Annotated in this window: 20 protein-coding genes; 10 read left to right on the plus strand and 10 right to left on the minus strand. The window is 63.9% G+C overall.

Going from position 1 to position 22,464, the window contains the following annotated elements:
- Positions 1-3: 3 nt before the first annotated feature.
- The 4 genes from VK792_RS05065 to VK792_RS05080 all read right to left on the minus strand — a co-directional run bounded on the left by VK792_RS05065 (position 4) and on the right by VK792_RS05080 (position 4,090).
- Positions 4-1,536: a DHA2 family efflux MFS transporter permease subunit gene (locus VK792_RS05065; protein WP_326296271.1), complete on the minus strand. Its 1,533-nt coding sequence runs from the start codon at positions 1,534-1,536 to the stop codon at positions 4-6.
- Positions 1,533-2,510: an HlyD family secretion protein gene (locus VK792_RS05070; protein ID WP_326296272.1), complete on the minus strand. Its 978-nt coding sequence runs from the start codon at positions 2,508-2,510 to the stop codon at positions 1,533-1,535. Before VK792_RS05070 ends, VK792_RS05065 begins: the two co-directional genes overlap by 4 nt.
- Positions 2,511-2,657: 147 nt before the next feature.
- Positions 2,658-3,182 carry a DUF1269 domain-containing protein gene (locus VK792_RS05075; protein WP_326296273.1) on the minus strand — a complete coding sequence of 175 codons (525 nt, stop codon included), beginning with the start codon at positions 3,180-3,182 and terminating at the stop codon, positions 2,658-2,660.
- 146 nt (positions 3,183-3,328) lie between these two features.
- The gene (locus VK792_RS05080) at positions 3,329-4,090 is read right to left on the minus strand and encodes a FadR/GntR family transcriptional regulator (RefSeq protein WP_326296274.1); all 762 of its coding nucleotides are present in this window, start codon (positions 4,088-4,090) and stop codon (positions 3,329-3,331) included.
- A 91-nt stretch (positions 4,091-4,181) separates the two neighbouring features.
- On the opposite strand from VK792_RS05080, the gene VK792_RS05085 reads away from it, so the two are divergent.
- Complete coding sequence (locus tag VK792_RS05085; protein ID WP_326296275.1) at positions 4,182-5,393, plus strand: M20 family metallo-hydrolase; 1,212 nt, start codon at positions 4,182-4,184, stop codon at positions 5,391-5,393.
- A 92-nt stretch (positions 5,394-5,485) separates the two neighbouring features.
- Positions 5,486-6,766 carry an NAD(P)/FAD-dependent oxidoreductase gene (locus VK792_RS05090; protein WP_326296276.1) on the plus strand — a complete coding sequence of 427 codons (1,281 nt, stop codon included), beginning with the start codon at positions 5,486-5,488 and terminating at the stop codon, positions 6,764-6,766.
- A 21-nt stretch (positions 6,767-6,787) separates the two neighbouring features.
- Here VK792_RS05090 and VK792_RS05095 read toward each other — a convergent pair whose 3' ends face one another.
- On the minus strand, positions 6,788-7,396 hold the full coding sequence (locus VK792_RS05095) for a TetR/AcrR family transcriptional regulator (RefSeq protein WP_326296277.1): 609 nt from the start codon (positions 7,394-7,396) through the stop codon (positions 6,788-6,790).
- A gap of 106 nt (positions 7,397-7,502) precedes the next feature.
- On the opposite strand from VK792_RS05095, the gene VK792_RS05100 reads away from it, so the two are divergent.
- The 3 genes from VK792_RS05100 (at position 7,503) to VK792_RS05110 (ending at position 9,558) form a co-directional block, all read left to right on the plus strand.
- Positions 7,503-8,180 carry a PspA/IM30 family protein gene (locus VK792_RS05100; protein ID WP_326296278.1) on the plus strand — a complete coding sequence of 226 codons (678 nt, stop codon included), beginning with the start codon at positions 7,503-7,505 and terminating at the stop codon, positions 8,178-8,180.
- Between the two features lie 46 nt (positions 8,181-8,226).
- Positions 8,227-8,511: a YiaA/YiaB family inner membrane protein gene (locus tag VK792_RS05105; protein WP_326296279.1), complete on the plus strand. Its 285-nt coding sequence runs from the start codon at positions 8,227-8,229 to the stop codon at positions 8,509-8,511.
- A gap of 72 nt (positions 8,512-8,583) precedes the next feature.
- Entirely contained in the window at positions 8,584-9,558 is a 975-nt protein-coding gene (locus VK792_RS05110; protein WP_326296280.1) for an Lnb N-terminal periplasmic domain-containing protein, read from the plus strand.
- A 41-nt stretch (positions 9,559-9,599) separates the two neighbouring features.
- On the opposite strand, the gene VK792_RS05115 is transcribed toward VK792_RS05110, so the two are convergent.
- Entirely contained in the window at positions 9,600-10,316 is a 717-nt protein-coding gene (locus tag VK792_RS05115) for a sulfotransferase-like domain-containing protein (RefSeq protein ID WP_326296281.1), read from the minus strand.
- A gap of 45 nt (positions 10,317-10,361) precedes the next feature.
- Entirely contained in the window at positions 10,362-11,258 is an 897-nt protein-coding gene (locus VK792_RS05120) for a D-amino acid aminotransferase (RefSeq protein ID WP_326296282.1), read from the minus strand.
- Between the two features lie 132 nt (positions 11,259-11,390).
- On the opposite strand from VK792_RS05120, the gene msrA reads away from it, so the two are divergent.
- Positions 11,391-12,035, plus strand: coding sequence for a peptide-methionine (S)-S-oxide reductase MsrA (msrA, locus tag VK792_RS05125; RefSeq protein ID WP_326296283.1), 645 nt, complete (start codon positions 11,391-11,393; stop codon positions 12,033-12,035).
- An 11-nt stretch (positions 12,036-12,046) separates the two neighbouring features.
- On the opposite strand, the gene VK792_RS05130 is transcribed toward msrA, so the two are convergent.
- Both VK792_RS05130 and VK792_RS05135 read right to left on the minus strand, forming a co-directional pair.
- A complete protein-coding gene (locus VK792_RS05130; RefSeq protein WP_326296284.1) occupies positions 12,047-12,922 on the minus strand; it encodes a PfkB family carbohydrate kinase in 876 nt (291 codons plus the stop codon).
- Between the two features lie 66 nt (positions 12,923-12,988).
- Positions 12,989-15,244 carry an NADP-dependent malic enzyme gene (locus VK792_RS05135; RefSeq protein ID WP_326296285.1) on the minus strand — a complete coding sequence of 752 codons (2,256 nt, stop codon included), beginning with the start codon at positions 15,242-15,244 and terminating at the stop codon, positions 12,989-12,991.
- Between the two features lie 298 nt (positions 15,245-15,542).
- Between VK792_RS05135 and mutS the strand changes: the two genes are divergently transcribed.
- Positions 15,543-18,161, plus strand: a complete 2,619-nt coding sequence (gene mutS, locus VK792_RS05140) for a DNA mismatch repair protein MutS (protein ID WP_435404829.1) — start codon at positions 15,543-15,545, stop codon at positions 18,159-18,161.
- A gap of 6 nt (positions 18,162-18,167) precedes the next feature.
- Here mutS and VK792_RS05145 read toward each other — a convergent pair whose 3' ends face one another.
- Positions 18,168-18,998: an ABC transporter permease gene (locus VK792_RS05145; RefSeq protein ID WP_326296286.1), complete on the minus strand. Its 831-nt coding sequence runs from the start codon at positions 18,996-18,998 to the stop codon at positions 18,168-18,170.
- 128 nt (positions 18,999-19,126) lie between these two features.
- Here VK792_RS05145 and cysQ point away from each other — a divergent pair, with 128 nt between their 5' ends.
- Genes cysQ through VK792_RS05160 form a run of 3 tightly spaced genes read left to right on the plus strand, consistent with a single transcriptional unit; the run spans position 19,127 to position 22,425 of the window.
- On the plus strand, positions 19,127-19,924 hold the full coding sequence (cysQ, locus tag VK792_RS05150) for a 3'(2'),5'-bisphosphate nucleotidase CysQ (protein ID WP_326296287.1): 798 nt from the start codon (positions 19,127-19,129) through the stop codon (positions 19,922-19,924).
- Between the two features lie 3 nt (positions 19,925-19,927).
- Entirely contained in the window at positions 19,928-21,169 is a 1,242-nt protein-coding gene (locus VK792_RS05155; RefSeq protein ID WP_326296288.1) for a glycosyltransferase family 2 protein, read from the plus strand.
- Positions 21,170-21,216: 47 nt separating this feature from the next.
- On the plus strand, positions 21,217-22,425 hold the full coding sequence (locus VK792_RS05160; RefSeq protein WP_326296289.1) for a glycosyltransferase family 4 protein: 1,209 nt from the start codon (positions 21,217-21,219) through the stop codon (positions 22,423-22,425).
- The last annotated feature ends 39 nt before the right edge of the window (positions 22,426-22,464 follow it).

Here is a 22,464-nt window from a genome sequence, read left to right on the forward strand (position 1 = left end):
CGGTCAATGTGCGATCGGTGCCCCGCCTGAGGTCGCCGGCTTGCGCATGAACAACAGGATCGGCAGAAGCGCGATGGCAACCCAGCCCAGCACGTTGAACGTTCGGGCATAGGACATCATTGCCGCCTGTTTCGCGATCTGACCGGCCAGAACGGCCGCGCCTTCAGGCGTGTCAGGCGTCAGACCCAGCGGGTTCAGCATGGCATAGGCGGTGTCGGAAAAGGCGGTGACATGGCCGGTCAGCGTGGCGGTGTCGGTCGCGATGCCGCGCACGATCATTGCGCCCACGACGGCAATCCCGATCGACGAGCCAAGCTGCCGTGTCACGCCATAAAGCCCCGAAGCTTCGTCCTGCTGAGAAGAGTCGATCCCGGCAAAGGCCAGTGTCGATTGCGGAACGAACACCAGTCCCATGCCCAGGCCTCCGACCACGCCGGGCCACGCCAGTTGCCAGAAAGTGGCGTTCAGGTTCAGCCCGCCCATCATGAAATTGCTGGCGGCGGTCAGGCCCAGCCCGAACACCGCCAAAAGGCGCGGATCGTAGCGTGTCACCAGCACAGATCCGGTGATGACCATCGAAAAGCCCGCCGCGATTCCGCGCGGGATAAACAGGTATCCTGCCTCGATTACGGGATAGCCCAAAAGCCCCTGTACGAACAGCGGCAGGATGGCAATGGCGCCGAACATGGCCACGGCAAAACCCGCGATGATGGCATTGCCGGCGGCGAAATTCGCATCGCCGAACATGCGCAGGTTGACGATATTGTCCTGCCGGGTCACCGCGCGCCACAAGAACAGCGCCCCGGCAACGGCCGAAATCAGCGCCGCCGCCTGGATCACGTGCGATGCGAACCAATCCTTGCCCTGCCCCTGGTCCAGGACGTATTGCAGCGCGCCGATGGCCAGCGCCATCAAACCAAGCCCGGCCCAGTCGATCCTGGTCTTGACAGTGGGGCTGTCGGCCAGTTCGCCGGTCAGCATCGCCAGCGCCAGCGCCGCGATCGGCAGGTTGACGAAAAACACCATACGCCACGAATAGGCATCGGTCAGGATCGCGCCGATGGTCGGGCCCATGACCGGCGCAACCACAACCCCCAGCCCGAACATCGCCATCGCCTGCCCGCGTTTTTCCTTTGGGAAGGAATCGAACAGGATGGATTGCGACAGCGGGATCAGGAATGCGCCAAACATTCCCTGGCCCATTCGAAAGGCCACAATCGAACCCAGGCTCCACGCCAGTCCGCAGAGCATGGAAAAAAGGGCGAATCCTGTGATCGCCGACAGGATCAGCCGCTTGCGCCCGATGCGCCGGGCCATGAAGCCGGTCAAGGGCATGACCACAACCGCCGACACGATATAGCTGGTCAGGATCCAGGTCGTCTGGTCTGTTGTGGCACCGAAGCTGGATTTGATATGCGGCAACGCGACGTTGACAACCGTGCTGTCCAGCACTTCCAGGATCGCGCTGAGCACCACGGCCACCACAATGGCAACGGGCACGCGGTCTGGCGAAGCATCTGTGCTGACGGCGGTCATTGTGCTGACCCCGTGGTGTCGATTGTCGCGGTTGCGCTGGCCCCGACGCGCAAATCCGCATCGCTGGGGTCAAGCGCGATGCGCACCGCGAACCGCTGGGTGACCTTGACCCAGTTGCCGCTGGCGTTTTCGGCGGGCAGCAGGGCAAAGGTTGACCCCGAACCGCGGGCCAGCGACGCCACGGTCCCTGTCAGGGTCTGTCCCGGCAGCAGATCGACCGCCACCTTGACCGGTTGACCTTCGCGGATGCGGGGCAGGTCGGTTTCCTTGAAATTCGCTTCGATCCACCAGTCGCTGTCGTCGACAACGGCGAACAACGGGCGATAGGCCGTGACCGGGCTGCCGATCCGCAGGTCAAGGTTGGTAACCCAGCCGTCGGCAGGAGCGGTGACATGGGTGCGCGCCAGGTTGGTCTGGGCGATGGCAAGCGTGGCCTCGGCCACGGCAAGTGCGTCGCGGCTGCTGGTCAGCGCCGCCCGCGCTCTGGTCAGCGCGGCCAGTTCGGAATTCACGGCAGCTTTGGCGCTGGCGGCTGCGCTTCTGGTGTCGTCCAGCGTGCTTTTGGGGGCGTTCCCGCGTTCGAACAGGGTCTGGATGCGGGCCAGTTGTGCCTCGGCGGCCTGCCGGGCGGATTGCGCACTGGCAACACCGGCCTGTGCCGCGTCGATTTCGCTTTGGTTGGCGGTGATCGCGGCGCGGGCGCTGTCGACCTGCGCCTGCGCCTGTTTCACCGCGCTTTGATATGTGGTGTCGTCGATGTCGAACAGCGGGTCGCCCTTGGCGACATGGGCATTGTCGCCGACGTGCACCGCCGCGACCTTGCCGGTGATCTCGGCGGCGACCGACACGATATGTGCCTGGACATAGGCATCGCGCGTCGACGGATAGACCGACGTGTATTTCCAATAGCCCCAAAGCCCGCCTGCGATGGCGACCACAAGTGACCCGATCAGCAACAGTTTCAAACGCGACACATCAATCTCCGTTTCGTAAGTCCGGCGGCGAACACCGTGTTCGTCACCGGGTCAGACCACCCGCGGCGGGGCGCGGGGGTCGGTCAATCGGTCTGGTTTTGGTGGGGACGGCGGGGCGGCCAGATCGGCCGCGCCCCGCCGTTGGCGTCAGGCGGCGTGCGGGGTGTCGGATTGCGCGATGTCTTTGTGCGCCTTGTCGAAGGCGGCACGCAGGGCGGCCTCTTTCGTGGTGTCCAGATTGGTGCGGATGACATGGCCACCAGCCATCCCAAGCCGGTCGATCACCTTGTCGGACGCGTGTTGACGGATCATCATGAACAGCGCGGCCTGGCCGGGTTGCAGGACATTTGCGACGTCTTTCATGAAACGGTCGTTGATGCCGTAATCGCTGAGCGCGCCGCTCAGCGCGCCGGCCCCGGCGCCAACCGCGACGCCCAACAGCGGGTTCATGAACAATACCCCGATCAGCAGACCCCAGAACGCCCCGCCGGATGCGCCGACCGTCCAAAGGTTGACCATCTGGTTCAGCTTGATCTTGCCCTGGTCGTCGGCCACCGCGACGACCGCGTCGGCAACATCGACAAGGTATTCACCCGCAAGACCGAACAGCGTGTCACGCGCGGCATTGGCCTGGGCTTCGGTTTCGTATCCGATGACGATAAGTTCGGGCATGGTCTTTTCCTTTCACCAAGTGATCGCTGGCACCGGCCAGCGGTTGTCTGATTGGCGAAGGTAGACCACGCAAACCTGTGCCGCCGGTTTCGCGTGACTTAACTATTTGTGAAAATCGCGGCTTTGGGCGGGTCACCCCGACGCGCCTATTCTCCCATGAATCGCTTGGCCAGTTGTGCCTCTTGCGCGACCATCATCGCTTCGGCGCCTTCCATGTGCGATGCCATGGTCGCGCGGGCGGCGTCGGCGTCGCCACGTCGCAGGGCATCGACCAGCCGCAGCTGGTGGTCGCGCCCGCGTTGCCAGAGTTGCAGGTTGGGCGGATCGTAAAGCCGGCGGTATACGGTCAAGTCGGTCAGGATGCGCGCCATGAAGGCAATCACGAATCCCATCAGACGGTTGCCGGAAAAATCAGAAAGCCGGGCGTGGAATTCCAGCGATGCGATGTGTTGTTCCTTTTCTTCGTCGGCCGATCGCGCCGGGGTCGGGTAGCGTTCGGCCAGCGCCTGCAATTCATCCAGTTGCGCGGGGGTCAGGTGGCCGGCAAGGCTGGCGGCCATTTCCGGCTCCAGCACGCGGCGCATCTGATAGATGTCGGCCAGCGACAGGTCCTGGAAATAGAAGTAATTCGCCAACAGCGACTTCGCCCGATCCGCCGACACCTTGCCGACAAAGCTGCCGCCGCCGGGGCCGGTGCGGGTGACGATAAGCCCCTGCGCCTCAAGGATCCGCATCGCTTCGCGTACAGTCCCCTTGGACACTGCGAACAGCGTGATCATTTCGGATTCATTCGGCAGCTTGTCGCCTTGCTTCAGGTCGCGTTCAACGACCCATTGCTTGATTTCGTCGGCCACCCGCACCGGGCGGGACCGCCGGGGTTTGGGCGCTGCGTCGAGGGTTCCGTCCATACTTGCCTCGGTTATTATCATGACAAAAATTATAGACTTGGGATCCGCGGCTGTGTAGATCCAAATTTATCATGATAAATCGAGGGTCAATATGGACTGGGGCCGCGAAGCCGAAGACCGCCTGAACCGCATTGCCCGATGCAGCTTGCCGGGGGCAGGGATCACGCGGTTTCCGTTCACAGACGAGCATCGCGCAGCGCTTGAGGAAATCAAGAGCTGGATGTTGCGCGCCGGAATGACGACCCGGCTGGATGCGGCGGCAACGCTGGTGGGCCGCGCCGGGACGGGCGACAAGGTTTTCCTGATCGGATCGCACCAGGACAGCGTGCGCGATGGCGGGCGCTATGATGGAATCATGGGCATCGTGATCGGTTCTCTTGCGGTCGAGAAACTGAAAGCCGAAGGCAAGGACCTTGCCGTCGCGGTCGAGGTGCTTGCCTTCGCTGACGAAGAGGGTGTGACGTTTCCCACCGCGCTTTTGGGCCCAAGGGCGCTGGCGGGAACGGTGGATCCGGCGGTTTTGTCGATGACCGACCGTACCGGCGAAACCTTGCGCGATGCGTTGAACCGGTTCGGAGCCGATGCCCAAGGCATTGCGGCGCTGGCGCGCGATCCGGGCAACGTTGTCGGGTATCTCGAAGTGCACATCGAGCAGGGCCCCGCGCTGGAACAGGCAGATGCGGCGCTGGGGGTGGTCACCGGCATCTGCGGGATCGAGCGCAACACGGTGGTGTTCGAGGGCGACACCGGCCATGCCGGGACCGTGCCGATGGAGTCGCGGCGCGATGCGCTGGTGGCAGCGTCCGATTTCATCGCGGCGGTGCATGACAGCGCCTGCCGGATCGACGGCCTGCGCGCCACGATCGGCGCGTTGACCTTGCATCCCGGCGTTGCCAACGCGATTCCGTCGCGGGTTGAGTTGGTGCTGGAAATCCGCTCGCTTCTGGATATGGATCGGGAACGCTTTGCCGTCGACGCGGTGAAGGCCGGAGCCGAAATCGGCGACCGGCGCAACGTGGCGTTTTCCATGCACCGCAGCTACCAGCAGCCTGCCGTGCCGGCTGATGCGATGCTGGTCGACGCGCTGGACCAGGCCTGTCAATCGGTCTGCCCCACGGTGCCCCGCCTGCCCTCGGGGGCGACGCATGACGCCTCGGCCATGGCGGATCTGTGCCCGATGGCAATGCTGTTCGTACGTTGCCGGGGCGGGCTGAGCCACCGGCCCGAAGAATACGCCAGCCCCGAAGACATGGCGGCGGCGGTTTCCGCAACCGCTGCGTTCTTGTCGGCGCTGGCGGGGTGATCCGGCTTACAGCTTTGTAAACCCGGGGTGAGGACGCCGACAAAACCATCCCCTATCTCTGTCGTCACAGACCAAACCCGAAGGAGGGGGGCATGACACAGAGAACGACAAAACCGAACGTGTTGATTCTGGGCGGCAACTTTGCCGGTCTGGGCGCGGCACAGAAGATCCGGGACTACGCCGGGGACGCGGTAGAGATCACGGTGATCGACCGAAAGGCTTACCTTGACTACATCCCGAATATCCCGCTGGAAATCTTCGAAGGCCGCGACCCAGCGGTGACCATGCACATGCCGCTGATCGAAGCGCTGGCCAAGGATGACGTGCATTTCGAACAAGCCGAAGTGGTGGCGCTGGATGTTGGCGCCCGGACGGTGACACTGCGTCCGAACGAACGGCCCGGTTCGCCCTGCTACAAGAAAACCTATGACAAGCTGGTGATCGCGCTGGGTGCCCGGCTGGCCTATGATGAAATCGAGGGCTTTGCCGACTATGGGCATACGGTTTCCGATGCCTGGCACGCCAACCGGCTGATCGACTACCTGAAGAACGACTACAAGGGCGGGCATATCGCCATCGGCTCTGCCCGGTTTGAACAGGGTGCGCGTGGACGCCCGGACTGGCTGCCCACGGCGCTGGCCGCATGTGAAGGTCCGCCGGTGGAACTTGCCTTGTCGCTGGCCCACTGGCTGGAAACCAATGACAAGGGTGGGGCCAAGAACATCACCTTATTCACCCCCGCCGAATTGATTGCCGAGGACGCCGGCGAAAAGGTTGTGCATCAGTTGCTGGAGGCGGCCGGGCAAATGGGCTTTGGCTACATGAACAACACCAAGGACATCGTCCGCATCACCAAGACCGGGATCGAATTCGCCAACGGCGAGGCGCTGGAAACAGAACTGAACATCGTTTTCCCGAACTGGAAACCGCACGGCTTTCTGCGCGGGTTGCCGATTTCCGACGAGGTCGGGTTCATCGTTACCGGTATGGACATGCGCAACCCCGACTACCCGGATGTGTTTGCCTGCGGTGACGCGGCGGCGCTGACGGTGCCCAAACTGGGGGCCATCGGTCACCAGGAAACCGACGTGGTCGGCCGCCAGATCGCCAAGGATGTTGGCCGTATGGCCCCGGCCGAAGCCGACAAGGGCTGGTCGCCCGAGGTGCTGTGCATCGGTGACATGGGTGGTGGCAAGGCGTTCTATATTCACGCCGATTCCTGGTTCGGTGGCAAAATTCAGGAATTGCGGATGGGCCGCCTGCCCTATGCCCAGAAGGTTGCCTACAAGGAAATGTTCTTTCGCAAACATGGCCGGGTGCCCAACTGGGGGCTGCCCTTTGCCAAGTGGACCGCGGAACAGATCGCGGTTTGATCCCAAGGTTGGCGCGGATGCTCAGGTCCGCGCCACCTGCGCGCCGCGGGTCATCGACAGGACCAGCGCCGCGACTTCGTCCCGCAGGTGATCCAGCGGGACGCCGACGAATTTCCCCTGCAATGCCAGTTGAACCACCCCGTGCACAGCGGCAAAGGTTGTTCGTGCCCGAAGCGTGAGGGCGGTCTTGTCCAGATCGGGGCGCAATTGCCGGAGCGGGGGAATGATCACCTCGATCAGGACGGCGTGGTCGCGTTTGTGCCAATCGGGAATCTCGCGCCCTTCGGGCAGGCGGTGTTCGAACAGCGCGATCCAGAGCCGCCGGTTTTCGCAGGCAAAGCCGACATAAGCCGCGGCAAGCGCCTGCATCGTGTCGTCTGCCGTGTCCGCGGGCTCTGCTGCTGACAACAGTGTCTTTCCCAGCCGGGTCAGTGTGCGCGAATTGACGTGTAGCACCAGCATATCAAGGTCTTCTACCGCGTTGTATAGCGCGCCAAGGGCACACCCGGCCTCTGCCGTGATGTCGCGTGCCTTGAGCCCCGCCAGCCCCTTTTCCGCGATTTGCCGTTCTGCCGCCGCGATCAGGCGGTTGCGCAGGTCGGCACGCTTTTCTTCTCGATTGTTTTTCATCGGCCTTCCGATTGTTTCTTGAACGTTGTTCAGAAAGCTATTGAACGCTGTTCACGAATTCCTTACATAGGGTTCATGAACAACGTTCATAAACCAGGAGCCCAAGATGTTCAAGCTGATGACCACATTGATCCGAGGCCGCGCGACTGATGCGGCGGACCAGTTTACTGATGCCAACGCACTGACGATCCTGCGTCAGCAACTTCGCGATGCGGCGGATGGCGTCACCCGCGCCAAGCACTCTGTTGCGGTGGTGATGGCCTATGCCAGCCGCGAACGCAGCACGGCGGAACGTATTGCAGCACAGTTGGCTGACCTTGAATCCCGCGCGGTCGAAGCGCTGAAAAAAGACCGCGACGATCTTGCAATGGAAGCGGCGTCGGCCATTGCTAACCTGGAGGAAGAACAGGCGGCCACCGAAAAGGCGATGCTGCATTACGACACCGAAACCCGCCGTCTGCGCGAACAGTTGTCGCTGGCCGAACACCGCCTGCGGTCGCTGCAACGTGGCAAGCAGATCGCGGATGCGGCGCAGCGCACCCAGAAACTGCGCGGCACCATGCCCGACGGTGTCATCAACAGCTTGCGCGATGCCGAGGAAACGTTGGCCCGGCTGCAAGCGCGTCAGGCCCATGCCGAAAGCATCGAAACAGCGATGACCGAACTGAACAGCACCTCCAGCGCGCAGGCCACCAGCGACAAGTTGGCCGCCGCAGGTTGTGGTGCGCCCCTGCGCAGCGAAGCTGCGAACGTGATCGAACGGCTGCGCGCCCGCGTCGCCTGACCCCGTATTGCCAAACTGACCCAATCCCGAACAAAGGACCAAGACCATGAACACCTATACCCCCAAAGTATCGTCCGCCTGGAACATCTTTACCTATGCCAATTTCATCATCGCGGCGCTGATGATGGCCGGCGGGATCTATTCGCTTGAAGCCAGCTTTTCGGCCAAAGGCTACTATGCGATGGCGGCGCTGATGCTGGTCTATTCCACCGCGTCGATCACCAAGGCCCTGCGCGACAAGGAAGAATCGGACCGAATTTACAACAAGCTGGAAGACGCCAAGACCGAACGGATGCTGGCCGAAGTGTCGACCAAGGACGACTACTACTGATCCGGGTTGACGACCCCTTAACCGCGCGGGCGACGATTGCCCGCGCGACCGTTCCCTGAAAGGATTGCCGCCATGACCCGCGTTTTCAGTTTCCTTCTTCATTCCGTATTCGGCCTGCTGGTTCTGGCCGGGGCCGCGTGGTCGGCCACCGCGATCTGGCTGCACATGGAAGGGATGTTGCGCATCCTGGCACTGGCCGGTCTGACGGTCGCCGTGGTCGGCGCGGCGCTGGCACGGCGGCGGTCGCGCTGGATGGGATGGGCAGTGTTCGGTGTTGTAGTGCTGACCGTAGGCGGCTGGTATCAGACCATCACACCCAGCCAGAGCCGCGACTGGGCGGTGGACGTGGCGCGCGGGGTCAAGGCGCAGGTCGATGGCGACCGCGTGACGCTGCGCGATCTGCGGGATTTCGACTGGCGCTCGGAAACCGAGGCAGAGCCGCGCTGGATCAGCCGTGACTTCGACCTGACCAAGTTGCAAAGCCTGGACATGCTGACCTCGGTCTGGGCCAACCCGGATATCGCGCACCTGTTGGTCAGCTTTGGCTTTGAAGATGGCGAACAGGTTGTTTTCTCGGTCGAAATCCGACGCGAGGCGGGTGAGAGCTTTAACGAGATCGGCGGGTTCTTCCGGCAGTTCGAACTGGTCCTGATCGGCGCGACGGAAGACGATATCGTCAAGCTGCGCACCAATTTTCGCAAGGAGGATGTCAGCCTTTACCCCGTGCGCCTTTCGCCCGAACAGATGCGCGAGATGTTCATGGCTTACGTCGAACTGGCACAGGATCTGGACCGCGACCCGGCGTTTTACAACACGCTGACGGCCAATTGCACAACGGTGGTTTACCAGCTGGCGAAGGTGTTGAAATCCGACCTGCCGCTGGACCGGGAACTGGTGCTGTCGGGGCGTCTGCCGGAATACCTGAATCAGTTCGGGGTGATGGACGATGGCGACGCGATCCGCGACCGCAAGATTGCGGGGATTTCAGAGCGCGCGCAGGGCTGGAAACCGGGGCAGGACTTTTCTGCGGTGATCCGGGGGCGCTGAGAAAAGTGTTTTATATCAACAAGTCGCGGGTGTTCTGACCGTCAGGGTGCCAGCTTTGCGACTTTCATCCGGTTGTAGAACGGAAGGGTTTCTTCCAGCAGGGGCAGAAGGGCAGCGTCAAGCTTTGGCAGGGGGCCTTCGGGACCGGCGAACCCGGTGCTGGCATGGACAGATCTGTACCAATGCGGGGCCCAGACACCGTCGGCCGGATGGCCCCCGGCGGGCCAGTTCAGCATCGCGGGATCGAAGGGCAGGCCAATGGCAGCACAGAGTTTACCCAGCATCTTTGCCGGGTCGTCACGGATGTCGGCACTGTCGATCACGACCGGGGATTGCCCCAGCGACAGGCAGTGATCGTAGAGTTCCGCCTGCAGGCGAAAGCCCACGTCATCGGCGGTCAAATCCTTGTAACCTTTTGCAAAACTGGCGATCACACGGGCCGGGTGACGGATCAGGAAGACGTTCACGCAGTCGGCCATGAACCCGCGCGGAATCCCGGGGATCATGTGCTGGCACATGTGCTTGTGATAGGCGTGGCGGCCTTCGGGCAGGGGGGCAAGAAGCTGTGCCGCGACGTCCTCTGGCCCGTCCTGACGGCTTTCCAGGACCTTTGCCCGCATTGGATGAGTCAATCCGGTCAGGCGCAGGTAGGGGCCATAGAACGGCTCGTCGATCACGGTGAAATCGGGCCGGTTTCCAAAGGCATACATCAGAGCCGTCGAAAGGTTGCGCGGGCCGGACCACATGGCGATTTTCATCGGGCACATCCTATGCACAAACCATGCACATCGCATGCATACGCGCTATGCATGGACCAGCGCCTTGTAGAGCTGCCGGATGTGTTCGGTCAGCGGCCCCATCTGGCCTGTGCCGATCTGACGGCCGTCGATTTCACCCACCGGGGTCTGTGCGCCGAAGGTGCCGGTCAGGAACGCCTCGTCCGCGCCGTAGGTGTCGACCAGCGAGAAGTTGCGTTCATAGACCGGAATGCCGTTGGCGCGGCAGATGTCGATCACCTTTTGCCGGGTGATCCCGTTCATGCAGTAGTCACCGGTGCTGGTCCAGACCGCCCCCTTGCGAACGATGAAAAAGTTGCAGGCGTTGGTGGTGTTCACAAAGCCATGCAGGTCCAGCATCAGCGCCTCGTCCGCGCCGGCCTTTTCGGCAGCGATGCAGGCCAGGATGCAGTTCAGTTTCGAATGGCTGTTGAGCTTGGGGTCCTGCGTCATCGGCAGGCCACGGATATGCGGCACGGTGGCCAGCCGGATCGGGCGCGGGATCGAGGGTTTGGAATGTTCCATGATGATCGCCACGGTCGGCCCCTGCCGTGACAACGCCGGGTGCTGGAACGGGCGCGATTTCACCCCGCGCGTGATCATCAGCCGGGCGTGGGCGTCGTGATCCATGCCGTTGGCAATCCGGGTTTCTTCCAGCGCGGCGATGACCTGTTCGCGGGTCATCTGCGGATCGAGGTCGATGGCTTTCAGCGCTTCGAACAACCGGTCCATGTGGTCATCAAGGAACGACCAGCGCCCGTGATAAAGCCGCAGCCCTTCCCACACGCCGTCGCCCAGCATGAAGCCCGAGTCGAAAACGCTGACCGTCGCCTCTGCCCGGGGCTTCAGCGTGCCGTTGATCCAGATAAGGACGGTTGCGTTGCGCGCGTCCTCGGTGGCCTGATGGGTGGTGATCTTGTCCATGGACGTCACGCTATCAGGTCGCGCGGAACTGCCAAGGGGTCACGCGCGCTCACCAAGCGGTGAAATTGCGTTGCAGGTGATTGTCTGGGCAGGGCGATGGGCGCAGCGTGGGGCAAGAAAAGGAGATTTGCCATGAAACGCGCCCTGATCCTGAGCCTGCTGATCGTGATCGGCCTGTTTGCCCGCAGCCACGAGGCGGAGGCAGGGGAAACCCGTGATATCGTTGTGGCCGGCGGATGTTTCTGGTGCGTCGAATCCGATTTCGAATCCGTGCGCGGGGTGAAAGAGGTGATCTCGGGCTATACCGGCGGGCGCGGTCAGAACCCGACCTACAAGCAGGTGTCGCGCGGCGGCACCGGGCATTACGAGGCGGTGCGGATCATCTATGACAGTGGCGTGGTGACGCGCGACCAGCTGTATGACATGTTCTTCCGCTCGGTCGATCCGACGGATGCGGGCGGGCAGTTCTGCGACCGGGGCGACAGTTACCGCACCGCGATCTTTGCCGATGGCGATGCGGAACGGCAGGCGGCAGAGGCGGCCAAGGCCCGCGCGCAGGCGGCGCTGGGGCGCCAGATCGTAACGCCGGTTCTGACGGCCGGGACGTTCTGGCCGGCCGAGGACTATCACCAGGATTACTACAAGGGCACCAGCCGGGTGATCACGCGGTTCGGCGTGATCCGGCAGAACGACGCCTACAAGCGCTATCGTGAAGGCTGCGGGCGCGACCAGCGGGTCAGGCAGCTGTGGGGATCGGCGGCGGCGTTCGCGCACTGATCGGGGGCGTGTCAGCCGCCGCGCATTTCGTGCACCTCTTTCAGGTCGGGGATCACGTCGGCGGTGCCTTGCCGGGTGACCATCAGCGCCGCCGCCGTCGTGGCCAGTGACAGCGCCTGTTCCATCGGCATGCCCCGGTCCAGCCCGGCGACAAGATAGCCGGTGAACGTGTCGCCCGCGCCGGTGGTGTCGACCGGCGTGACGGGCAGCGCGGGCACGTCCAGCGCCTGACCGGTGTCGGTGTTGATCCAGCGCGCGCCTTTCGCGCCCAGCGTCACCACGATATCGCGGACCGGCAGGGTTTCGACGTTTTGCCCGGTGGCCTTGGCCAGTTGCGCGGCCTCGACTTCGTTCAGGATGAGCAGGTCCAGCAGGGGCAGGACGGCGGACACGGCATCAGAGTCGAAAGGAGCGGCGGCATAGGCCACGCGCATCCCCTTGGCCGAGGCGATCCGGGCCCCGTCGCGCTGGGCGTTGGTTTCGTTCTGGAACAGGAACGTGTCAGATTCGGTCGCGGCGGCCATGGCCTGGCTCAACAGGTCGGCGGGGATGGCGTGGTTGGCGCCGGGGGCCAGCACGATGCTGTTTTCGCCCGCCGCATCCAGCATGACGATCGCATGGCCGGTGGGGTCGGGCACGGTGGCGATCCGGGTGGTGTCGACGCCGTATTCCGTCAGCCGCTCAACCGCCCATTTGCCGTCGGACCCGACCGCGCCGATATGCACGACATGGGCTGCCGCCCGGGCCGCGGCGACGGACATGTTGGTGCCCTTGCCGCCCAGGCCGCGCCAGTGGTCCGTTGCGGCCAGCGTTTCGCCCGGCCCCGGGAAATGCGGCAGGCGATAGAACAGGTCGGCGTTGATCGAACCGAGGTTGTAGATGGTCATGGCGGGCCTCCTTGCCGGCGGATGGTGGGGCCAAACCCCGTCCACCGCAAGGGGCCGACGCGCGGCCTAGCCGACCTTGCAGGCCGCCAGCACCGCCATGTTCAGGATGTCGTTCGCCGTCATGTTCGCCGAACAGATCTGGATCGACTTGTCGACCCCGGCCAGGATCGGGCCGATCACCGTGGCGCCCGCCATTTCCTGCATCAGCTTGACCGAGATCGAGGCCGAATGCCGCGCCGGAACCACAAGGATGTTGGCCGGGCCGGACAGGCGCTGGAACGGATAGGTTTCCTGCACCTTGGCGTTCAACGCCACGTCGACGGTCATTTCGCCTTCGTATTCGAAATCGACGCCGCGCTTGTCCAGAACCAGCGGCGCGATGTGCATCTTTTCGGCGCGTTCCGACACCGGGTAGCCGAAGGTCGAGAACGACACGAAGGCGACGCGCGGTTCCAGCCCAAGGTGACGGGCCACCTTGGCGGCGCGTTCGGCGATGTCGGCCAGGTCGTTTTCATCGGGCCATTCGTGTACCAGCGTGTCGGCGATCAGGACGATCTTGCCCTTGTGCAGGATCGCGGTCACGCCGGCCGCACCGTGATGGGCATCGGCGTCGAAGACGTGGTTGATCAGTTCCATCACATGGGCGGATTTGCGGGTGGCCCCGGTGACCAGCCCGTCGCCATGACCATGCGCCAGCATGAGCGAGGCAAAGACATGCCGGTCGCGGGCGGCAAGGCGGTGCACGTCCTGGCGGTCAAGGCCCTTGCGTTGCAGGCGCTGGTACAGGAAATCCTTGTAGGTTTGCAGATGCCGGGTGTTGGCGGCGTTCACCACCTCCAACTCGCGCACGGCGTCTTCCATGCCGGCGGCGGTCAGTTTTTCACGCACGTCGGATTCGCGGCCCACGACCAGCGCCTTGCCCAGCCCGTTGCGCTGGTACATGACGGCGGCGCGCAACACGCGCGGATCGTCGCCTTCGGCAAAGATCATCCGGGCCTGCGCCTGACGCGCGCGGTTGTTGATCGACCGCAGCATCGGGGCGGTGGAATCCATCCGGCCCCTGAGCGTTTCCTCATACGCTTCCATGTCGATGATCGGACGCCGCGCGGCGCCGGTGTCCATGCCTGCCTTGGCGACTGCGGGCGGGATACGGTGGATCAGGCGCGGATCGAATGGCGTGGGGATGATGTAATCGCGGCCAAAGGACAGCTGCTTGCCATAGGCAAGGCCGACCTCATCTGGCACGTCTTCGCGCGCGATGGCGGCAAGCGCTTCGGCGCAGGCGATCTTCATCTGGTCGTTGATGGCGCGGGCGTGGATGTCCAGCGCGCCGCGGAACAGGTAGGGGAAACCCAGCACGTTGTTGACCTGGTTGGGATAGTCCGACCGGCCGGTGGCGACGATGGCGTCAGGGCGTACCTCGTGCGCCTCTTCCGGGGTGATTTCCGGGTCGGGGTTGGCCATGGCGAAGATGACCGGGTTTTCGGCCATGCTGGCCACCATGTCTTGCGTGACGGCGCCCTTGGCCGACACGCCCAGGAACACGTCGGCGCCTTCCATCGCTTCGTCCAGCGTGCGCAGGTCGGTTTTCACCGCGTGGGCCGATTTCCACTGGTTCATGCCTTCGGTCCGGCCCTGATAGATCACGCCCTTGGTGTCGCACATGATGCAGTTGTCATGGCGCGCGCCCATGGCCTTGATCAGTTCCAGGCAGGCGATCCCGGCGGCGCCCGCGCCGTTCAGGACGATCTTGCAGTCCTCGATCTTCTTGCCCGACAGGTGCAGCGCGTTGATCAGGCCCGCCGCGCAGATCACGGCGGTGCCGTGCTGATCGTCGTGAAAGACCGGGATGTCCATCTGCTCTTTCAGAGCCTGTTCGATGATGAAGCACTCGGGCGCCTTGATGTCTTCGAGGTTGATGCCGCCGAAGGTCGGGCCCATCAGCTTGACCGCCTTGATGAATTCGTCGGGATCCTCGGTATCGAGTTCGATGTCGATCGAGTTCACGTCGGCGAAACGCTTGAACAGCACCGACTTGCCTTCCATCACCGGCTTGCCGCCAAGCGCGCCAAGGTTGCCAAGGCCCAGAACGGCGGTGCCGTTCGAGATCACCGCCACAAGGTTGCCCTTGTTGGTGTAATCATAGGCCAGCTCGGGGTTGGCCGCGATTTCCTCGCACGGGACGGCGACGCCGGGGGAATAGGCCAGCGACAGGTCGCGCTGGGTGGTCATCGGCACGGTTGCCTGTACCTCCCACTTGCCCGGGGTCGGTTCAAGGTGGAATTGCAGGGCTTCTTCGCGGGTGAACTTGAGCTTGGCCATCGGTCGTCCGTTCGTCTTCTTGCGTCTTTGCCGCTGCATACCTCAAAGCGCCGGGAAAGAAACAGGCCAAATCGCACGATCTGCGCGCAATTTTATTTCGCGAAGTAGAAATAAAATTTCTCCTGACTGCCGATTTTCGGTGTTTTCTGCCGCTACGTGTGCCGCGTGGGGCCGGGTAAAAAGCTGGGGATAACTTGGCCGACTCGCTTTCGGTCAGGGGGGCACCGCGATATTTTGTGGAAATATTGCTGAATACCCCCCGCATCTGGTGGGGGCTGACCCCAAGGACCCATGTCCCATGACGCCGATGATGGAACAGTACCTGGAAATCAAGGCGCATCATCCCAATGCGCTGCTGTTCTATCGGATGGGCGATTTCTATGAGATGTTTTTCGACGACGCGGCGGCGGCGGCAGAGGCGCTGGACATTGCGCTGACCAAGCGGGGCAAGCACGAGGGCGACGATATCCCGATGTGCGGCGTGCCGGTTCATGCTGCCGAGGGGTACCTGCTGACGCTGATCCGCAAGGGGTTTCGCGTCGCGGTTTGCGAACAGCTGGAAAGCCCGGCCGAGGCGAAGAAACGCGGGTCGAAATCGGTGGTGCGGCGCGACGTGGTGCGGCTGGTCACCCCCGGCACGCTGACCGAGGACAGCCTGCTGGAAGCGCGGCGGCACAATTACCTTGTCGCCGTCGCGCAGGTTCGGGACGCCTGGGCACTGGCCTGGGCCGATATCTCGACCGGGGCGTTCCAGGTGATGTCGCTGGCGCAGGCACGGATCGGCGCGGAGCTGGCGCGGCTGGCCCCGGCCGAGGTTCTGGTGACCGAAACGGTCGATGAACAGGTCGGCGCGGTCTGCGAGGATATGGGCGTGACGCCGACGGTTCTGGGCCGGGCCAGTTTCGACAGCACCGCGGCCGAGGGGCGGATTTGCGCGCTGTTCGGGGTGCAGACGCTGGAAGCCTTCGCGCAGTTTTCACGGGCCGAGGTGTCGGCCATGGGCGCGCTGGTCGATTACCTGGACATCACGCAAAAGGGCAAGCTGCCGCTGTTGCAGCCGCCACGGCAGGACCATGCCTCGCGGCTGTTGCAGATCGACGCGGCGACCCGGCGGAACCTGGAACTGACCCACAGCTTGCAGGGCGGGCGCGCGGGATCGCTGTTGTCGGTCATCGACCGGACGGTGACGGCGGCGGGCGCGCGGCTGCTGGAACGGCGGTTGTCGTCGCCATCGCGGGACCTGGGGCTGATCCGGGCGCGGCACGACGCGGTGGACTGGGCGTTGCAGGCGCCGGCGGTTCTGCGCGAAGCGCTGCGCAAGGTGCCCGACCTGGATCGCGCGCTGTCGCGGCTGGGGCTGGATCGCGGCGGGCCGCGCGACCTGACGGCGCTGCGCAACGGGCTGGACCAGGCCGAGGTTCTGGCAGGATCGCTGGGGCCGGACTTGCCCGACCTGTTGGGTCAGGCGGGGCAGGCGTTGCGCGGTCACGAAAACCTGCTGGCCTTGCTGGATCAGGCGCTGGTGGCAGAGCCGCCGCTGCTGGTGCGGGACGGGGGGTTTGTCGCCCCGGGCTTTGACGCGGAACTGGACGAGATGCGCCAGCTGCGCGACGAGGGGCGCGGGGTGATTGCCCGGATGCAGGCCGACTATGTTGCGCAGACCGGGGTGCAAAGCCTGAAGATCAAGCACAACAACGTGCTGGGTTATTTCATCGAAACCACCGCGACCCACGCCGAAAAGATGATGTCGCCGCCGCTGTCAGAGGTGTTCATCCACCGCCAGACCACCGCCAACCAGGTCCGGTTCACCACGGTCGAGCTGTCCGAGATGGAAACCAGGATCCTGAACGCCGGGGGCCGGGCGATCGAGATCGAGAAGCGGATTTTCGAAGAACTGCGGCAAGCGGTGCTGGCGGTTGCCCCGGCGCTGTCGCAGACCGCGCTGGCGCTGGCGGAATTTGACCTGGCCCTGGCCCTGGCCGACCTGGCGCGCGGGCAGGACTGGTGCCGGCCCAGGGTCGACGACAGCCGCGCCTTTGACATCCAGGGCGGGCGGCACCCGGTGGTCGAGGCTGCGCTGGCCAAGCAGGGCGTGCCGTTCATCGCCAATGACTGTGCGTTGAACGGTGACGGCGACGCGGCGGCGATCCAGTTGCTGACCGGGCCGAACATGGCGGGGAAATCGACCTTCCTGCGGCAGAACGCGCTGATCGCCGTGCTGGCGCAGATGGGCAGTTTCGTGCCCGCCAAGGCAGCGCATATCGGCGTGGTCAGCCAGATTTTCAGCCGTGTCGGCGCGTCCGACGACCTTGCGCGCGGGCGGTCGACCTTCATGGTGGAAATGGTGGAAACCGCCGCCATCCTGAACCAGGCCGACAGTCATGCGCTGGTGATCCTTGATGAGATCGGGCGCGGCACGGCAACGTGGGACGGGCTGTCGATTGCCTGGGCGACGCTGGAACACCTGCACGATGTGAACCGGGTGCGCGGGCTGTTCGCAACGCATTACCACGAGCTGACGCAGCTGGCGGGCAAGCTGCCGGGGGTTGGCAATTCCACCGTCGCGGTGCGCGAATGGGAAGGCGACGTGATCTTCCTGCACGAGGTGCGGCCGGGCGCGGCGGACCGGTCCTATGGTGTGCAGGTGGCGCAGCTGGCGGGGCTGCCGCAGGCGGTGATCGCACGGGCGCGCACGGTTCTGGACGCGCTGGAAAAGGGCGACCGCGACCGCACCAGCCCCAAGGCGCTGATCGACGATCTGCCGCTGTTTGCCGCCGCGCCGCCACCCGTCGCCAGCCCGGCCAGGGCCAAACCTTCGGAGGTCGAGGCACGGCTGGACGACCTGCACCCCGACGAGATGACCCCGCGCGAGGCGTTGCAGGCGCTGTACGATCTGAAGGCGCTGAAATCCGGGTGACCTGCCCTAGCGGCGGGCATTCCACGACGCCGAGGCGTGCTTGCGGGTATAAAATTCGCCCATCAGCCCGATCATCAGGAAGGCGATGCTGACGTAGATCGGGTATTCCAGCGACGAATTGCGCGGTGCGTAGTTCAGGAAGGCATAGCCGCGCGACTGGTCGATGATGTGGAACAGCGGGTTCCAGTCAAAGATCACCAGCGTAAAGCCCGACAACTTGTTGGCGACGAACATCTTGCCCGAGGCAATCATGTTGGCCCGGGAATAGACCGTCGACACGATCTGCACCGGGGTCGGGAACCAAGGCTTCGCGGCAAGGAAGATCATGCCGATCGAGGCGCCGGAAAACCACGCCAGAAGGACCATCAGCAAACAGCCGACGGGGTCGTGAATTTCGCTCATCACGCCGGGGTTGAAGCCCACGTCATAGACGAACAGCACCACCAGCAGCGACAGCAACTGGATGTAAAGTGCCGAAAGCATGGCCGCGGCGATGGCGATCACCGTGTTCATCGGCGCGTGCTGCATCATCGGGCTGGCCGGCCCTTCGGACCCGATGACCGCGCTCATGGTCTTGGCATAGGTCATGTACAGGAAAACACCGGTCATGATGTAGACCATGAAATCCCCGCGCAGTGCACTGCCGCGCATACCAAGGATGGCGAACATGAAATAGAAGGCGAGCACGAAAATCGCCGTCTGCAACATGTTCATCAGGATCGCCATGAAGGCGTTGCCATGGGTCTTGCGAACAGAACGAACAGCGTTGTGATAGATCAGCTCAGAGATATAAAGCGCTGAACCAAGGTGCGATCTGCGTTGTGTTTGTTGAAACATGGTCTCACTGCTCGGACGAGGCTGCGAAAAGGTGCCGGATTTCTTGCCGTTCCGATCGGTTCACAGCATAAGGTGCGGTATCTTGCTAATCAATGAATCTGGCAATTCATAGGCGAAGGAACGAAATTTTGAATTACGAAAAACTGATCGAGGTGATCCGCACGCTGGCACTGGAGGCGGGTGACAAGATCATGGAGATCTACAACGCCGACGATTTTGACGTGAAGGTCAAATCCGACAGCAGCCCGGTGACCGAAGCAGACGAAGCGGCAGATGCGCTGATCTCGGCCGGATTGCGGGCAGCGTTTCCCGATGTTGCGCTGGTGACAGAGGAACAGTCGGCCAGCCACGACATCACAGCAAAGACGTTCCTGATCGTCGATCCGCTGGACGGGACCAAGGAATTCATCAAGCGCCGCGGCGATTTCACCGTGAACATCGCGCTGGTCGAAGACGGCGTTCCGACGCGCGGAGTGGTCTATGCCCCGGCCAAGGAACGCATGTTCTATACCCTTGCCGATGGCAGCACGGTGGAAGAGGAAGGCCCGTTCAGCAAGGTCGCCGCTGGCACGACCAAGCCGATCCGCGTGTCGAGCCCCGACAACGGCGCGCTGATGGTGGTCGCGTCGAAGTCGCACCGCGATCAGGCCACCGACGACTATATCGGCAAGTATGCCGTCAAGGACATGCGCAGCGCCGGGTCGTCGCTGAAGTTCTGCCTGGTTGCGACGGGCGAGGCTGATATCTATCCCCGCGTCGGACGCACGATGGAGTGGGACACCGCTGCAGGCCATGCCGTGTTGACCGGCGCAGGCGGCGACGTGGTGCGGTTCGACGATCATTCGCCGCTGGTCTATGGCAAGGACGGTTTCGCCAACCCGTTCTTCATCGCCTACGCCCCGGGTGTCGCGCTGAAAGACGCCTGAGCCATGAGCCTGCCCGCGGTCAGTGTCGTCATCGTCAGCCGACACCGGCCGCAGGCCTTGCTGCGCTGCCTGACCGGGGTGGCGCAGCTTGACTATGCCCCGCTTGAGGTGGTCGTGGTCGGCTGCCCGCAAGCGGAGCGGACCGTGGCAACACGGCCGGACGCCGGGCAGATCAAGGTGGTTCCCTATGACACCGCCAACATCTCGGCCGCGCGCAACCTTGGGGTTGCTCATGCGGCGGGGGAAATCGTGGCGTTTCTGGATGATGACGCGGTGCCGGAACCGCTGTGGCTGCGCCACCTTGTGCAGCCCTTTGCGCAGCCTGACGTGGTGGCCGCCGGTGGCACGGTCTTGGGGCGCAACGGGATCAGCCTGCAATGGGGGTCGTCCAGCGTGGACGCCAGCGGAGAAAGCCACCCGCTGTCGCTGGACAGCGATGCGCCGGTGGCGCTGTCGCCGGTTCAGGGGCGCGCGATCCGGACCGAAGGCACCAACATGGCGTTTCGCCGCGAAGTGCTGGCCGATATCGGCGGGTTCGACCCGGCGTTTCACTATTTCCTGGATGAAACCGATCTGAACATGCGGATCGCGGCGCAGGGACACGAAGTGGCGCATGTGCCGCTGGCGGTTGTCCACCACGGCTTTGCCGCAAGCGCGCTGCGCCTGCCGGACCGCGCGCCGCGCGACCTGTTCGAGATCGGGGCGTCGAAGGCGGTGTTCCTGCGCAAGCATTGCCCGAAATCGCTGCAACCGGCTGCGTGGAAACGGTTCGAGAAAGAGCAGCGCTTGCGGTGCCTGCGTCACATGCAGACGGGGGCGCTGACTCCGGATGACGTGGTGCGCCTGATGCGGCGGCTGCGCGCGGGGTATGTCGAAGGGCAGGGGCGCAGGCTTGACCGCCTGCCGCCCATTCCCCGCGCTGCCCACGGGTTCCGCCCGTTTCAGGCCGCGCCCGATGCGCCCCGGTTCATCCTGTCGGGCTGGGCGTGGCACCGTCGGGCGCTGGCAGCGCGGGCCGCCAGCCTTGTAGGCAGCGGAGCGATCGTGTCGGTCTACCGGTTTTCGCCCTCGGCGCTGTTCCATCACGTCCGGTTCCGGTCGGCGGGATACTGGGAACAGGCGGGCGGGCTGTTTGGCCGTTCGGTACGGACCGGGCGGCTGTTCCGTGCGGTTCGGCTGAAAACCCGCGTTCGGCAAGAGGCGGCGCGGGTCGCGCCGGTGCGTGGCGCGGACAGCGGGGTGTGACCGCTTCGGCGCTGGCGCGGAGCGTGCGGCGGGGGTAGCGTGATGCCATGACCGACCCCGTGACCCGCTTGCTGGACTTGACCCGCCTGACCCGCAGGGCCGGGCGCGTGCTGACCGGTGTGGACCGGGTCGAATACGCCTATTTGGACGAATTGCTGGCACGAGCGGACCCGGTGTTCGGACTGGTGCGCAGTGCCTTTGGCTTCATCCTGCTGGATCGCGTGGCGATGGCCGATTTTCGCAACAGGCTGGAGCGCGGCCATTGGGGCAAGCGCGACTGGTTCGCCCGGTTCAAGCCGGGGATGGACCAGACCCGCCTTCGGGCCGAGGCGGATTTGCGTCGGATGTGCCTGGATCGGTGCCACCCGGGCAGGCTGGGCCGGATGCTGGCGCGGCACCTGCCGGATGGCGTGCATTACCTGAACGTCGGGCACAGCAACTTTTCCGACCGGGTGATCGCCGGTTTGCGCGGGATCAGGGGGGTGCGGATCGCGGTGCTGGTGCATGACACGATCCCGCTGGATTATCCAGAATTCCAGCGCCCCAAGGTGCCTGCACGCTTTGGCGGGTTCCTGCGCAGGGTCGGGCGGGCCGCCGATCTGGTGATCTGCAATTCGGTGCAGACGCGGGACGATGTTCTGCGCCATCTGGCAGAGGAGGAGCGCCAGCCAGAGTGCGTTGTCGCGCACCTGGGGGTGACGGTGCCAGAGGTTGGCACCGCACCGAACGGACCGTGGAACAGATCCTATTTCGTGGCTTTGGGCACGATCGAGCCGCGCAAGAACCACGCGCTTTTGCTGGATGTCTGGGATGGGTTCGCGGGTGATCCGGACGCCCCCGACCTGCTGATCCTTGGCAATCGCGGCTGGCGCAACGAGGCGGTTCTGGACCGGCTGGACACGGCGCCGCCGGGGGTGCACGAATTGGGCGGGTTGCCAGATGATCAGGTTTTCGCGCTGCTGCAGGGCGCTGCCGGGTTGCTGTTTCCCAGCCTTGCCGAAGGCTATGGCCTGCCACCGCTGGAGGCCGCCGCGCTGGGGGTGCCGGTGCTGTGCAACACCTTGCCCATCTACCAAGAGGTTCTGGGGGAATTGGTCGTTTACGCAGACGCGGCGGACCGCTATCTTTGGGCAACAAAAATCAAAGAGTTGGCGGAAGCAGATCGGGCAAGACAGGACGGCACGGGCAGGGCTGTTCCACGATTTGATCCCCCTTCGTGGGGCGATCATTTCAACACCGTCTTAAACCTGATCTGATAGCCGCCAGAGTGTGGGGCGTTTTCGCCCTTGGGGAAA

The sequence above is a fragment of the Mesobacterium hydrothermale genome (genome assembly GCF_035818635.1).
Lineage (GTDB): Bacteria > Pseudomonadota > Alphaproteobacteria > Rhodobacterales > Rhodobacteraceae > Mesobacterium_A > Mesobacterium_A hydrothermale.

Excerpts from the sequence above, each read along its gene's own strand:
- VK792_RS05065 (WP_326296271.1), bottom strand. The coding sequence starts at position 1,536 with ATGACCGCCGTCAGCACAGATGCTTCGCCAGACCGCGTGCCCGTTGCC.
- VK792_RS05075 (WP_326296273.1), bottom strand. The coding sequence starts at position 3,182 with ATGCCCGAACTTATCGTCATCGGATACGAAACCGAAGCCCAGGCCAAT.
- VK792_RS05080 (WP_326296274.1), bottom strand. The coding sequence starts at position 4,090 with ATGGACGGAACCCTCGACGCAGCGCCCAAACCCCGGCGGTCCCGCCCG.
- VK792_RS05085 (WP_326296275.1), top strand. The coding sequence starts at position 4,182 with ATGGACTGGGGCCGCGAAGCCGAAGACCGCCTGAACCGCATTGCCCGA.
- VK792_RS05090 (WP_326296276.1), top strand. The coding sequence starts at position 5,486 with ATGACACAGAGAACGACAAAACCGAACGTGTTGATTCTGGGCGGCAAC.
- VK792_RS05095 (WP_326296277.1), bottom strand. The coding sequence starts at position 7,396 with ATGAAAAACAATCGAGAAGAAAAGCGTGCCGACCTGCGCAACCGCCTG.
- VK792_RS05100 (WP_326296278.1), top strand. The coding sequence starts at position 7,503 with ATGTTCAAGCTGATGACCACATTGATCCGAGGCCGCGCGACTGATGCG.
- VK792_RS05105 (WP_326296279.1), top strand. The coding sequence starts at position 8,227 with ATGAACACCTATACCCCCAAAGTATCGTCCGCCTGGAACATCTTTACC.
- VK792_RS05110 (WP_326296280.1), top strand. The coding sequence starts at position 8,584 with ATGACCCGCGTTTTCAGTTTCCTTCTTCATTCCGTATTCGGCCTGCTG.
- VK792_RS05115 (WP_326296281.1), bottom strand. The coding sequence starts at position 10,316 with ATGAAAATCGCCATGTGGTCCGGCCCGCGCAACCTTTCGACGGCTCTG.
- VK792_RS05120 (WP_326296282.1), bottom strand. The coding sequence starts at position 11,258 with ATGGACAAGATCACCACCCATCAGGCCACCGAGGACGCGCGCAACGCA.
- msrA (WP_326296283.1), top strand. The coding sequence starts at position 11,391 with ATGAAACGCGCCCTGATCCTGAGCCTGCTGATCGTGATCGGCCTGTTT.
- VK792_RS05130 (WP_326296284.1), bottom strand. The coding sequence starts at position 12,922 with ATGACCATCTACAACCTCGGTTCGATCAACGCCGACCTGTTCTATCGC.
- VK792_RS05135 (WP_326296285.1), bottom strand. The coding sequence starts at position 15,244 with ATGGCCAAGCTCAAGTTCACCCGCGAAGAAGCCCTGCAATTCCACCTT.
- mutS (WP_435404829.1), top strand. The coding sequence starts at position 15,543 with ATGACGCCGATGATGGAACAGTACCTGGAAATCAAGGCGCATCATCCC.
- VK792_RS05145 (WP_326296286.1), bottom strand. The coding sequence starts at position 18,998 with ATGTTTCAACAAACACAACGCAGATCGCACCTTGGTTCAGCGCTTTAT.
- VK792_RS05155 (WP_326296288.1), top strand. The coding sequence starts at position 19,928 with ATGAGCCTGCCCGCGGTCAGTGTCGTCATCGTCAGCCGACACCGGCCG.
- VK792_RS05160 (WP_326296289.1), top strand. The coding sequence starts at position 21,217 with ATGACCGACCCCGTGACCCGCTTGCTGGACTTGACCCGCCTGACCCGC.